The organism is Streptomyces sp. AM 2-1-1 (assembly GCF_029167645.1).
Classification (GTDB): Bacteria; Actinomycetota; Actinomycetes; order Streptomycetales; family Streptomycetaceae; genus Streptomyces.
Window position 1 is genome coordinate 2,718,008 of the sequence record NZ_CP119147.1, and the last position, 12,369, is coordinate 2,730,376.

At 73.0% G+C, this 12,369-nt stretch carries 8 protein-coding genes; 5 read left to right on the plus strand and 3 right to left on the minus strand.

Features of this window, described 5'->3' with window-relative positions:
* The first annotated feature begins 125 nt into the window (after positions 1 to 125).
* Together PZB77_RS11495 and PZB77_RS11500 are read left to right on the plus strand one after the other, a co-directional pair.
* Positions 126 to 1,157 (plus strand): SWIM zinc finger family protein, encoded by a 1,032-nt coding sequence (locus PZB77_RS11495; protein ID WP_275492486.1) that lies wholly within the window; start codon positions 126 to 128, stop codon positions 1,155 to 1,157.
* Positions 1,158 to 1,290: 133 nt separating this feature from the next.
* Positions 1,291 to 3,129 carry a DUF5691 domain-containing protein gene (locus PZB77_RS11500; RefSeq protein ID WP_275492487.1) on the plus strand — a complete coding sequence of 613 codons (1,839 nt, stop codon included), beginning with the start codon at positions 1,291 to 1,293 and terminating at the stop codon, positions 3,127 to 3,129.
* 274 nt (positions 3,130 to 3,403) lie between these two features.
* Here PZB77_RS11500 and PZB77_RS11505 read toward each other — a convergent pair whose 3' ends face one another.
* Complete coding sequence (locus PZB77_RS11505; protein ID WP_275492488.1) at positions 3,404 to 3,823, minus strand: cobalamin B12-binding domain-containing protein; 420 nt, start codon at positions 3,821 to 3,823, stop codon at positions 3,404 to 3,406.
* Between the two features lie 492 nt (positions 3,824 to 4,315).
* On the opposite strand from PZB77_RS11505, the gene PZB77_RS11510 reads away from it, so the two are divergent.
* Both PZB77_RS11510 and PZB77_RS11515 read left to right on the plus strand, forming a co-directional pair.
* Positions 4,316 to 5,206, plus strand: coding sequence for an alpha/beta fold hydrolase (locus tag PZB77_RS11510; protein ID WP_275492489.1), 891 nt, complete (start codon positions 4,316 to 4,318; stop codon positions 5,204 to 5,206).
* 428 nt (positions 5,207 to 5,634) lie between these two features.
* Positions 5,635 to 7,500 carry a peptidoglycan DD-metalloendopeptidase family protein gene (locus PZB77_RS11515; RefSeq protein WP_275492490.1) on the plus strand — a complete coding sequence of 622 codons (1,866 nt, stop codon included), beginning with the start codon at positions 5,635 to 5,637 and terminating at the stop codon, positions 7,498 to 7,500.
* Between the two features lie 107 nt (positions 7,501 to 7,607).
* Here PZB77_RS11515 and PZB77_RS11520 read toward each other — a convergent pair whose 3' ends face one another.
* The gene (locus tag PZB77_RS11520; RefSeq protein ID WP_275492491.1) at positions 7,608 to 10,136 is read right to left on the minus strand and encodes an ATP-dependent DNA helicase; all 2,529 of its coding nucleotides are present in this window, start codon (positions 10,134 to 10,136) and stop codon (positions 7,608 to 7,610) included.
* 273 nt (positions 10,137 to 10,409) lie between these two features.
* Between PZB77_RS11520 and PZB77_RS11525 the strand changes: the two genes are divergently transcribed.
* Positions 10,410 to 11,597 carry an NlpC/P60 family protein gene (locus PZB77_RS11525; protein WP_275492492.1) on the plus strand — a complete coding sequence of 396 codons (1,188 nt, stop codon included), beginning with the start codon at positions 10,410 to 10,412 and terminating at the stop codon, positions 11,595 to 11,597.
* A 63-nt stretch (positions 11,598 to 11,660) separates the two neighbouring features.
* Here PZB77_RS11525 and PZB77_RS11530 read toward each other — a convergent pair whose 3' ends face one another.
* Complete coding sequence (locus PZB77_RS11530; protein ID WP_275492493.1) at positions 11,661 to 12,014, minus strand: hypothetical protein; 354 nt, start codon at positions 12,012 to 12,014, stop codon at positions 11,661 to 11,663.
* Positions 12,015 to 12,369 lie beyond the last annotated feature (355 nt).

Consider the following 12,369-nt stretch of genomic DNA (forward strand, 5'->3'; position numbering starts at 1 on the left):
GGTCCCCCTCCAGATCGCTCGGTCCGATGGTCACCACCGTGCACCACGCCACTGACAATCGGTTCCTCACTCACCGTCACCGCAGGTCAGCCCGATTGTCAGTGGGGAGTCCTAACGTCGTTGCCATGTCGCCGTCTCATGAGGGAGAGCCCGTGCGCACCGCCGCTCCGGCGGAGCGCCCCCCTGCCGGCCCGGCCGATGCCGGGGCGGCGCACCAGCGTGCCGAGCGCAGGGCCGCACGGATCACCGGTGGTGCGCGGGAGTTGGAGGAGCGCCTCGCCGATCTCCTGCGCGGTGGTCTCGCGGCGGCCGGCCCGGCCGGACGCGAGCGGTGGGAGGAGACCGCCGCCCGGATGGTCGACGCCCAGGCCCCCGGACTCGCTTCACGCGTCCGCGAGTTGGGCGCCCTGCCCGCGTCGGGTGCCGGGTGGCCGGTGCGGATGCTGGAGGAGTGCGGGTTGCTGCACCTGCTCGACACGGCGTGGCTGAACCGCGACCGCCTCCCCGCACCGCTCCGGGCGGCGGTCCGGACCCGGGTGGGGCTGCCCTCCGCTCCGGACGGCCCGTCGGTGCGCGACCGCTGGCAGGTGCTCGCCCAGTACGACACCCCGGACGGCAAGCTCGTCACCCGCCGGATCTGGCTCCACGGAGTGGAGACGGGCCGCACGGCGGTGCTGCTCTCCTACGGTGCGGCCGGCCGCGCCCCGGAGCTCTCCCTCCCCGTGGACACGGTCCTGGAAGCGGAGGTGTCGCCGCATCCGGGCGCGGGCGGCCGGGCCGAGCTGGGCCGGGTCTTCGGCGCTCCGGAGCCCGCCCGCACCCCACCGCCGGGAGTCACCCCCGCCGAAGCGCTCGACGCGTTCGGCCGGGCGCTGGGCGAGGACCCCTGGCTGGAGCGGCATCCGGTGGTGCTGGGCGCGGCGATACCCGTGCCCTCCGCCGGGGGCTGGCAGCTCGCCGACGAGGAGGGCCGGACCGCACTCCCGGTCGCGGGCGATCCGCGCTCCCGGCCCGGACTCTGGCGCCTGGCGGCACTCTCCGGTGGCTTCCCGGTCACGGTCTTCGGTGAGCTCGGGCCGCGCGGCTTCGCCCCGTTGGCGGCCTGGTCCGCCGGTCGGGGCGACCACGACCCTGGCGAGTCCGTCGCGCTGGCCTGATCCCGTCGCACCCGGCACCCTCGCGCCGGCCTGGTCCCGTCGCACCCGGCACCGTCACGCCGGCCCCGCCGGAGCCCCTTCACCGCGTCGTCCCGACCCGCATCCCGTTCGTCCCGACTGCCGGAGGTGAACCATGACCGCCACGAACCCGCCCGTGCCGGGCCCCCGTCGTCCCCACCGCCCCGACGCACCGGCCCGTACCGAAGAAGCTCCGCGTACGGCAACGCCGGCCCGGACCGACGCTCCGGACCGCATCGGGGCTCCGGACCGCATCGGGGCTCCGGCCCTCGCCGGCGAAGCCCCCACCACCGGAGCCCTCGCCGCCGAAGTCGCCGTCTCCGAGGCCTCCGCCGACCCGCGGCCGGCCCCGGGGGCCGAGGGGTGGGCGGAGCTGGTCACCCGTGCTCTCCTCGGCACGGACCGCCGCCCCGCGCACTCCCCGGACGGCACGCACGGCGGACCGGCCGCCCTGCTGGACGCGGCGGCGGTCCACACGGTGCGCCGACGGGCGGGGCTGCTCCCGGCAGCCGCCGGGGCGCTCCCGGACCCGGCGGCCGAGGATCCCCGGCCGGCGCCGCCCCCGGCGGCACGCCGCAGACTCGCGCAGCTCCTGGCGGACCGGGCCGGCGGCTCCGGGAACGGCCGGCGCGGTACGGCCCCCGACCTGACGGAGCTGATTCCGCAGTGGCTGGCCGCCGCGAACGGGCACGGCTACCGCGCTCCCGCGACGCTGCTCCCGCCCCTCCTCGACGCGGCGAGGGCGCGCACCGACCTGCGTCCGCACGCGCTGGCCTTCGCCGGGCCGCGGGGACGCTGGCTGGCCGGGCTCAACCCGGACTGGCGGTTCGCCCTGCGCGACGGCATACCGGAGGCGGCCCTGCGGGAGAGCCCCGGCGGAGCCGGCACGGACGCGGTGCGCGCGCTGTGGGAGGAAGGGCTGTTCGCGGAGCGGGTCGCGCTGCTCCGTGCCGTACGGCTCCGCGACCCGGACGCGGGCCGCGCCCTGCTCGCCGGCACCTGGTCCGACGAGCGGGCCGAGGACCGTCTGATGTTCCTGGACACGCTGCGGGCCGGGCTCTCCGGGGCGGACGAGAACTTCCTCGAGGAGGCGCTCGGGGACCGCAGCCGCAATGTCCGCGCCACCGCAGCCGAACTCCTCTCCATGCTGCCGGACACGGCGCTGGGCCGGCGGACGGCCGCCCGCGCGGCCTCCTGCATCGGTCTGGACCGCAGGTCGGGTGGCCCGTCGCTGCTGATCGAGGCCCCGCACGAGTGCGACGCGGCGATGCAACGGGACGGGGTGGTCGCGGTGCCTCCCGCCGGGAGGGGCGAACGCTCGTGGTGGTTCGGGCAGTTGGTCGAGGCGACTCCGCTGTCCACCTGGACGGCGAAGCTCGGCGGACGCACCGCGCGCGACATCGTGGGGCTGCCGGTGGCCGACGACTGGGCCGCCGACCTGCACGCCGCCTGGTGCCGTGCGGCCGTACGCCAACGGGACGAGGAGTGGGCGCGGGCGCTGCTCGGCGTTCCCACCGCGCCCTCCACGGACGCCACCGGGACCGATTCGCCCGCCGAGCGGTCGAAGCTGCTCGCGACCCTTCCCCGGGAGGAACGCGCCCGGTGGGCGGCCGGTTTCATCGCGGCGCACGGTCTGTCCGACGCGTTCCAGCTGCTGGGCGTGTGCGCGGTGCCCTGGGCGGCGCCACTCGGCCGCGCGGTCGTCGACGCGCTCGACATCGCCCGGGAAGCGGGCAGTTATCCCTGGAGCTTCAGCGGGGTCATGGGCCTGGCGGAGCGCTGTCTCGATCCCGCCGAGGCCGATCGGCTGGAGGTCCTCACCGCCGCGGTGGACGAGCGCGAGGACGCTCCGCCGGGAGCGGGCGGCTACTGGTCGGAGGCCTTCCAGCGCCTGGTGTCCACCCTCCGGCTGCGAGCCGCCATGGAGGCCGAACTGACAGCGGGACCGCCCTGAGGGGCCGGCCGGCCGTGCGAGGGTCCGTGCGACCCCCCTGGGGGCCCGTCCGGCCGTGCGACCCCGCACGGCCGGAAGAGACACGGCCGATGAGCCCGTACGGCCGGAAAGCCGCGCCGTCGGGACGACGGAAGCCGGGCGCTCGTCCCTCGCCTCCACACCCTGTCCCCGTCCCCCGCCCCGTCCCAGCGACGCCCGTCCCAGCGACGCAGCGGCCGCCCCGTCCCAGCGACGCAGCGACGGAGGAATCAGCCGCCCGACGTCGCCACCGCCGTCACGCGTCCGCGTCGGCGGGGCGGCGGACGTGGGCGTTGACCCACGCGACGATCGAGGTGGTGGTGGCGCCCGGAGTGAAGATTTCGGCCACTCCGAGTTCCTTGAGCGGTGGGATGTCTTCCTCCGGGATGATCCCGCCGCCGAAGACCTTGATGTCCTCGGCTTCCCGCTCCTTCAGCAACTCGATCACCTTGGCGAAGAGCGTGTTGTGGGCGCCGGAGAGGATCGAGAGGCCGATGGCGTCGGCGTCCTCCTGGATCGCGGTGTCCACGATCTGCTCGGGGGTCTGGTGGAGACCGGTGTAGATGACCTCCATACCCGCGTCCCGCAGCGCCCTCGCGATCACCTTGGCGCCCCGGTCATGGCCGTCGAGCCCCGGCTTGGCCACCACCACGCGCATCGGACCGGTCACACCCATCACTGCCTCCACCTGGTTCTCCGTGCTGTCTCCCGCGCCCGACGCCCCGCGGACGTGAACGAACGTTATCCACCGCATCCTTCCTGGCCCGTCCCGTTTCGTGAAGGACGTGAGGGGGGAAATCTCCTTGTGGGACATGTTCGCCATACGGCCGCCCCTTACCGAGAGGCGCACATCCGCCACCGGGGACGGTCGTGAGGGGAGCCGCCAGAGGTCGCCGCACACCCGCGCCGTCAGCCGCACGGCGCGGAGGTGCGGCCCCGCGGCCGCCCGCTCTCCCGGCCGTCCGTCCAGGACAGCCGGGGGCCGGGCGGCAGGCGGGCCGGGGATCCCGGCCTCCGAGGGTCTGTTCCGGGCGAGGAGATCCGCCCGGTGTCCGCCCCTCGCACGCGTAGGCCGTCACCCGACGGACCGCTCGTGACCTCGGCACGGCGCCCCCTGAGGGCGCGCGGGACCGAAGCCGTTCGCGCGTGCCGGTGCAGGAGGTCGGTCATGCATGTGATGTCTCCGCTCACCCTGCTCCCGCGCCTGCCACGTCTGCTGCGCCTTCCCTCGCCGGACGGCTTGTGCGCCTCGTCCGCGCTGCTCAGAGCCACCGCGCTGGATCTGGCGATCCTCGCCGGGCACGTGCTCTTCTACCCGACGGGGCTCACCCCGGAACGCCGGCGCGACGTCCCCGGCGCCGACCAGGAGCTCGGCACGGATGTCCTGCCGCGCGGAGTGACCGCGCTGCCCACCGCCCCGGAGGACGACCGGCCGCCGGTCGTCCTGCTGCACGGCTTCATCGACAACCGCTCCGTCTTCGTGCTGCTCCGCCGCTCCCTCGCCCGGCACGGCAGACGCCATCTGGAGTCGCTCAACTACTCACCGCTGACCTGTGACATCCGCTCGGCCGCCGAACTGCTGGGTCGCCACGTCGAGGAGATCTGCGCCCGCACCGGTCATCCGCGGGTGGACATCGTCGGCCACAGCCTGGGCGGCCTGATCGCGCGGTACTACGTCCAGCGCCTCGGCGGCGACCACCGGGTCCGCGTCCTGGTCACCCTCGGCACCCCGCACAACGGCACCTCGGTCGCCTCCCTGGCGAGCGCCCATCCGATCGTGCGGCAGATGCGGACCGGTTCCGCCCTCATCGACGAACTGCGCACCCCGGCGCCGGGGTGCCGGACGCACTTCGTCTCCTTCTGGAGCGAACTGGACCGGGTGATGGTCCCCGTACGCACCGCGTGCATCGACCACCCGGATCTCGACGCCGAGAACGTACGGGTCACGGGGATCGGCCACCTCGCCCTCCCCGTGCACCCGGCCGTCGCCGCCCGCATCCGCCAGGAACTCGACCGCTCGGGCGGGCTCCCGCTCGCGGGCGGTGCGACCGTGGCCTGAGGGGACGAGGCCCCGGGCCGGGCGGGCTCCTGCGCATCGGATCACCGTGTGCGAGGTGCGTCAGGTGTGTCCCGTCGCGCCGCGAAGTGTTCGCGGGCCCTTCGCCGTTCCCGCCGCGGGGACCCACACGGGATACCGGGTCCCGCTTCTCCCCCGCCTCGCACCCGATCCCCCTCTCTCGACGGCCGACTTGACTACGCTCCGTCAACAGGCAGGGCGCAAAAGAGAACAAGATCTTCGAACGCAACGCCAACACCGGGTCTTCACTGCGTCGAAAGGCGCTCGAATGCCCGATTTCGCGGAGACCAAACCCTTCTGATGATTGTGGCCGTCACACACCGCCAGGTACAGTCGCGGCCACTGCTTCCCCCGGGGCTCACCCCACTGAACTCCGGACTGGTCCTGCTGCCGAGGCGAGAGAGAAGTTGGTGAACGACCAGCACACCCACGCCGGGTACGCCGGATACGACGCGTCACAGACTGGCAGCTACCCTGCCGATCCGCTCTTCGGGACGCTCCCCGCAGAGCAGGGCGTCGTCCCCGGTCCCGGATACGCCGTCGGTTGCCCGGCGGGCCCCGCGGCCGCCCTCCACGACACGGCCACCCACCACGACGCGTACGCCGGTCAGCACACCCCCTACGCCGCCGACTCCTCCTGGGAGAACGGCGCCCACGGCGGAGCGGGCGCGCACCCCGGCTCGTACGACCCCTACGGGGCAGAGTCCCGGGGGGCGCAGCAGCCCGCGTACGACACGACCACCGGAGGCTGGCCGGCCATCCCCCCGGACGGGACCGGACAGTGGGACTCCAGCGCCTGGCAGCAGGCGGCGACCCACACCACGACCGGACAGTGGGGCTTCACCGACACCGGTGCCTTCCCCACCACCACCTTCGAGTCGGCCCTGTACGAGACGGGCGCGTACCCGTCCGCCACGCCGGCCGGCGCGTACGAGGCGCAGGCGCCGCACCACGGGGCCACCGCCTACGCCACCGGCGCCTACGAGACCGGCACGTACGACACCAGCGCGTACGACACCGGCACCGGTGCTCACGACAGCGGATCCCACGCCACCGGCGCCTACGATTCCCAGGCCTTCGCCCCGGGCGGATCCGGCTACGACAGCGGCTACGACACCCCCGCCTCCGGCGTCCGGGCCTACGCGCCCACCGCCTTCGCCACCGGTGCGTACGACAGCGGCGCCTACGACGCGACCGCCTGGAACACCGCGCCGGACCCCGGCGCCACGCCCGGGACGGAGGCGTACCCCCAGGAACACACGTCCTACGCCTCCGACGGGCAGCACCCCGAACACCGGGCGCCCGAACACCCGCCGCACGAGGACCTGGTGGCCGAGGAGCGGCGGCCCGCGCCGGACGACGAGGCGTTCGTCCAGGACGAGCGGCCCGCACGCCCCGGCGTCCGAGAGGCCGCGCAGGACCCCGCCCCCGAGCCCGAGGACCTGTCCGGTCAACCGGACACCTGGCCCGACCCGTACCACCCCGAGGTCCGTACCGATGGACGGCCCGAGGGCCGGCCCGCCCACCGGAACCGTGCCCGGCGCCGTTCGCCCGCCAAGCGGACCGCCCTGCTGACCATCGCGGTTCCTTCCGCCTGCGTGATGGGCGTCGCGGGCATCGCGGCCGCATCGGTCGGCGGGCTCGGCGGCGGCGAGGAGACCAAGGACGACACGACGACGATGGCCGCCGCCGACACGGCCACCGTCAAGGTGCTCGCCTCCAACTCCAAGCTGGACACGCAGCTCGCGGGGGTCAACGCCGCCGGTGCGGACTTCCGCGACCGGGCGAGCCGTACGCAGGAGCGCATCGACCTCAAGGAGCGGCAGGCAACCGAGAAGAAGAAGCGCGAGGAGGAGGCCGCCCGCAAGGAGGCCGCCCGCCCGAAGTACCTGCTGCCGGTCGCGCAGCACGGTCTGAGCGCGTACTTCGGACAGGCCGGGGTCAACTGGATGTCCGTGCACACCGGCATCGACTTCCCCGTGCAGTACGGGACACAGGTGATGGCCGCGACCGACGGCACAGTGCGCACCCAGTGGAACAGCGCCTACGGCAACATGGCGATCGTGACGACGGAGGACGGCACCGAGACCTGGTACTGCCACCTGAGCAGTACCCGGATCCGCTCGGGCCCGGTGAAGGCCGGCGACGTCATCGCGTACTCCGGCAACTCGGGCAATTCCACCGGCCCGCACCTGCACTTCGAGGTGCGGCCCGGCGGTGGCTCCGCGATCAACCCGCTGGCCTGGCTGCAGAGCCACGGGCTCGACCCGCAGTGAGCACGGGGTAGGTACGGTCGCTCGACCGACGCACGGAGGGCCGGGTCGCGAAGACCCGGCCCTCCGTGCGTCGGCGCGTCGGTCCGCCGCATCCAGGACGAGAGGGACTACAGCTTCTCGACGGGGGCGTACCGCAGCAGCAGCTTCTTGGGCCGTTCGTCGCCGAAGTCGACGGTGGCCTTGGCCTGGTCGCCGAAGCCGTCGACGGCGGTCACCGTGCCCAGGCCGAACTGGTCGTGCGTGACACGGTCCCCGACCACGAGCGTGACCACCGGCTTCTCGCCGGCACGCCGGGTCGCGAATCCGGAGGGGCCGGAGCGGGAGCGGGAGGAGGAGAGCGACGAGGTGATCCCCGAGGTGGGTCCGGCCGAGGCCGCCATCGGCCCCTTCCGCTTCCACTCCAGGTGCTGGTCCGGGATCTCCTCCAGGAACCGCGACGCCGGGTTGTACGAGGGCTGGCCCCAGGCGCTCCGCATGGAGGCGCGGGTGAGGTAGAGGCGCTCGCGGGCGCGGGTGATCCCGACGTACGCGAGGCGGCGCTCCTCCTCCAGCTCCTTCACCTGGCCGAGCGCCCGCATGTGCGGGAAGACGCCGTCCTCCATGCCGGTGAGGAAGACGACGGGGAACTCCAGGCCCTTGGCGGTGTGGAGCGTCATCAGCGTGATGACGCCGGAGCCGTCCTCGTCCTCGTCGGGGATCTGGTCGGAGTCGGCGACCAGGGCGACCCGCTCCAGGAACTCGGCGAGCGTCCCGGAGATGCCCGCGACGTCGGCGTCCACACCGGCGTCGAGGCCGGGACCGGCAGCGGAGGCCGCCCCGGCTCCCTCGCCCGCCGCCTCGTCCGGAGCCACCGCACGGCCCTGCTCCTGCTCGAACTCCAGCGCCACGGCGGCGAGTTCCTGGAGGTTCTCGATGCGGGTCTCGTCCTGCGGGTCGGTGGACGCCTGGAGCTCGGCGAGGTACCCGGTGCGCTCCATGACGGCTTCCAGCACGACCGCGGGGCCGGCCCCCGACTCGACGACGGTGCGCAGCTCCTCCATCAGCGTGTTGAACCGCTTCACCGCGTTCGTCGAGCGGGCCGCCATGCCGTACGCCTCGTCGACCCGGCGGAGCGCCTGCGCGAAGGAGATCTTCTCGCGCTGCGAGAGCGCGTCGATCATCGCTTCCGCACGGTCGCCGATGCCGCGCTTGGGCACGTTGAGGATGCGGCGCAGCGGGACGGTGTCCTCGGGGTTGGCGAGCACCCGGAGGTAGGCCAGGATGTCCCGGACCTCCTTGCGCTCGTAGAAGCGGACGCCGCCGACGACCTTGTAGGGCAGGCCGACGCGGATGAAGATCTCTTCGAAGACGCGGGACTGCGCGTTGGTGCGGTAGAAGACCGCGACGTCGCCGGCTTTGGCGTCGCCCGCGTCGGTGAGCCGGTCGATCTCGTCGGCGACGAACTGCGCCTCGTCGTGCTCGGTGTCGGCGACGTACCCGGTGATCCGGGTGCCGGTGCCGGCGTTGGTCCAGAGGTTCTTGGGGCGGCGGCTCTCGTTGCGCTCGATGACGGCGTTGGCGGCCGAGAGGATCGTCTGCGTGGAGCGGTAGTTCTGCTCCAGCAGGATCGTGGTGGCGTCCGGGTAGTCCTCCTCGAACTGGAGGATGTTGCGGATCGTCGCGCCCCGGAAGGCGTAGATCGACTGGTCGGCGTCGCCGACGACGCACAGCTCACCGGGCGCCTCCGGCCCGTCGGCCGGGCCGACCAGCTCGCGCACGAGGGTGTACTGCGCGTGGTTGGTGTCCTGGTACTCGTCGACCAGGATGTGCCGGAAGCGGCGGCGGTAGTGCTCGGCGACGTCGGGGAACGCCTGGAGCAGGTGGACCGTCGTCATGATGATGTCGTCGAAGTCGAGGGCGTTGGCCTCGCGCAGCCGCGCCTGGTAGAGCGCGTACGCCTGGGCCAGGGTCTTCTCGAAGCCGTCGGCGGCCTGCCCGGCGAAGGTCTCCTCGTCGATGAGCTCGTTCTTGAGGTTGGAGACCTTGGCGGTGAAGGACTTCGGCGGGTAGCGCTTGGGGTCGAGGTCGAGATCGCGGCAGACCAGCGCCATCAGCCGCTTGGAGTCGGCCGCGTCGTAGATCGAGAACGACGAGGTGAAGCCGAGCCGCTTCGACTCGCGGCGCAGGATGCGTACGCACGCGCTGTGGAAGGTCATGACCCACATGGCGTGGGCGCGGGGACCGACGAGCTGCTCGACCCGCTCCTTCATCTCCCCGGCGGCCTTGTTGGTGAAGGTGATCGCCAGGATCTGCCCGGGGTGCGTACCGCGCTCGGCGAGGAGGTGGGCGATGCGGTGGGTGAGCACCCGGGTCTTGCCGGAGCCGGCGCCCGCGACGATGAGCAGTGGCGACCCGGCGTGCACGACGGCGGCGCGCTGCTCGGTGTTGAGACCGTCGAGCAGTGCGGCGGAGTCGAGGACCGGGCGCGGAGCGCCGTCACGGTAGTAGCCGTCCCGGGGCGGCGGGGGCGCGTCGAAGATGCCCGCGAAGAGGCCCTCGGGCTCCTCCTCGGACGCGTGGTCCTCGGGCGGCGGCGGGGGCGTCTCCTCCGCGGGCTGGAGGCCGGTCAGGAAACTGTCGTCAAAGAGGCTGCTCATCGCTTGTCGAGTTTAGAGGGCTCCACCGACACTCCGGGCAGCCTTGGCACAACCGCCGGCCGTACGGTCACCGGGCGTCAGGAGCCGTGCGCGGCGCGCGAGGGAAACGTCCCCCCGCCGCACCCCTGCGACCAAGGTCACGAAAATGTATCGGGCATATCGCTCACCGCCCTTCCCAGCCGCCCCGCCGCTTGGCTACCGTGCTCAGCCGGGCGACCCGCAACCCCGGACAGGTCGAACGACGCAGGTCTGGCAGGCGGTCCACGGAAGGAGATGCCTCTCTTGGCATCGCATCGCAAACCGCGCACCCCGGTGCGCATCCCGTCTTCGGCCGTGGGCTTCACCACGGTGGCACTGGCCTCGGTGACGCTGCTCTCCACGCAGAGCGCGACGGCCGCCCCCTCGGCGCCCAAGCCGAGCATCGAGGACGTGCAGAAGAGGGTCGACACCCTTTACCGCGAGGCGGGTTCGGCCACGCAGGAGTACAACCGGGCGAAGGACGCCACGGCCGAGCAGCAGGACCGGATGGACACCCTGCTGGAGGAGGCGGCCCAGCGGGCGGACAAGGTCAACGAGGCCCGCCGCGCGCTCGGCAACTATGCGGCGGCCCAGTACCGCACCGGCGGTCTGGCGTCCTCGATGACGTTCTTCCTGGCGGACGACCCGCAGTCGTACTTCGACCAGGACCAGCTGATGAAGCGGCGGAGCAGCCAGCAGCAGAAGGCGGTCGACGACTTCCGTACGCAGCAGCTGGCGGCGGCCGAGAAGCGCACCGAGGCGATGGAGAGCCTCCGGACGCTGACCGCGTCCCAGGCCGATCTGCGCAGCAGCAAGCAGGACGTGCAGGACAAGCTCTCCGAGGCGCGCACGCTGCTCTCCGAGCTGACCGCCCAGGAGAAGGCGCGCCTCGCGGAGCTGGAGCGGAAGAAGGAAGCCGAGGCCCGGAAGAAGGCGGAGAAGCTCGCCGCCGAGCAGGCCGCCGCGAAGGAGGCGGCCGACGAGGCGGCCGCCGATGCCGCCACTGCTGCCGCCGCCGCGGTCTCCACCCGGACGCCGGCGGACACCACCGCCACCGGCTCGACGCCGGCCCCGGCCCCGGCCCCGACGGCGTCCGGCAAGGGCGCCCAGGCCCTGGCGTTCGCCGAGTCCCAGATCGGCAAGCCGTACGTCTGGGGGGCCACCGGCCCCGCGTCGTACGACTGCTCCGGGCTGACCCAGGCCGCCTGGCGGGAGGCGGGCGTCGACCTGCCGCGGACCACCTGGGACCAGGTGAACGTCGGCACGGCGGTCGCGACGGCGGACCTCCGGCCCGGGGACCTGGTCTTCTTCTACGACGACATCAGCCACGTCGGCATCTACAAGGGTGACGGGATGATGGTCCACGCGCCGAAGCCGGGTGCGTACGTCCGCGAGGAGTCGATCTTCTACATGCCGATCTACGGCAGCGTCCGCCCGGGCTGACCGGAGGGTTCGCCCGTGCCCTCCCGGGCACCGGCCGGATCAGGTCCAGAGGGTGGCGGGGGATCAGGTCCAGAGGGTGGCGATGAAGATGTTGGCGACGGTCAGTCCGCCCACGGCCGCGAAGGCGCCCTTGGACACCTTCTCCTCGTCCCGCTTGAGGTAGACGAGGGCGAGGATCACGACGAGGACCAGCAGCTTGACGCCGATCTTGACGTTGTTCACCGGGTTGTCGTCGGCCTGGTGGAAGCCGACGAGGGCGACACCGGTGACCAGCATGGTGAGCGCGCCGTGCAGCATCGCGGGGACGAACCGGGCGGTTCCGGCGCCCATCGCCTTCATCTGCGTCAGGAAGCCGCCCAGCAGGGAGGCGATACCGATGATGTGCAGGGCGACGAAGACGTGGATGAGTACAGACATGTCCGCAGCCTAACGACGGCGGTGGCACCCCTTCGCCGTCAGGTGGGGCTTACCCGGCTCAGGCGGGCCTGCCTTGCCCGGCCGGCCCGGCCGACCCGCGCACCTGACGCGCTTCTCCGAAGCTGCACGGATGTGACCGCTTCACCCCCGCCGAGCTGGTCGGGAGAGGTGGACGAAACGTCACCGGGGGTCATTTCCGATCATGGCGCCTTCCGGCGGTTCTCCGGGGTTAGCGTCCCTCCCAGGTGACCGGCCCGCCTTGCCGCCCCGTGACGGGGTGGCACCGGTCGCCTGGCCGGAAGATTCCGGTGGTGCCCGCCCTCCCCCGTGCGGCGCGCGCCGCCGGGGTCCGACG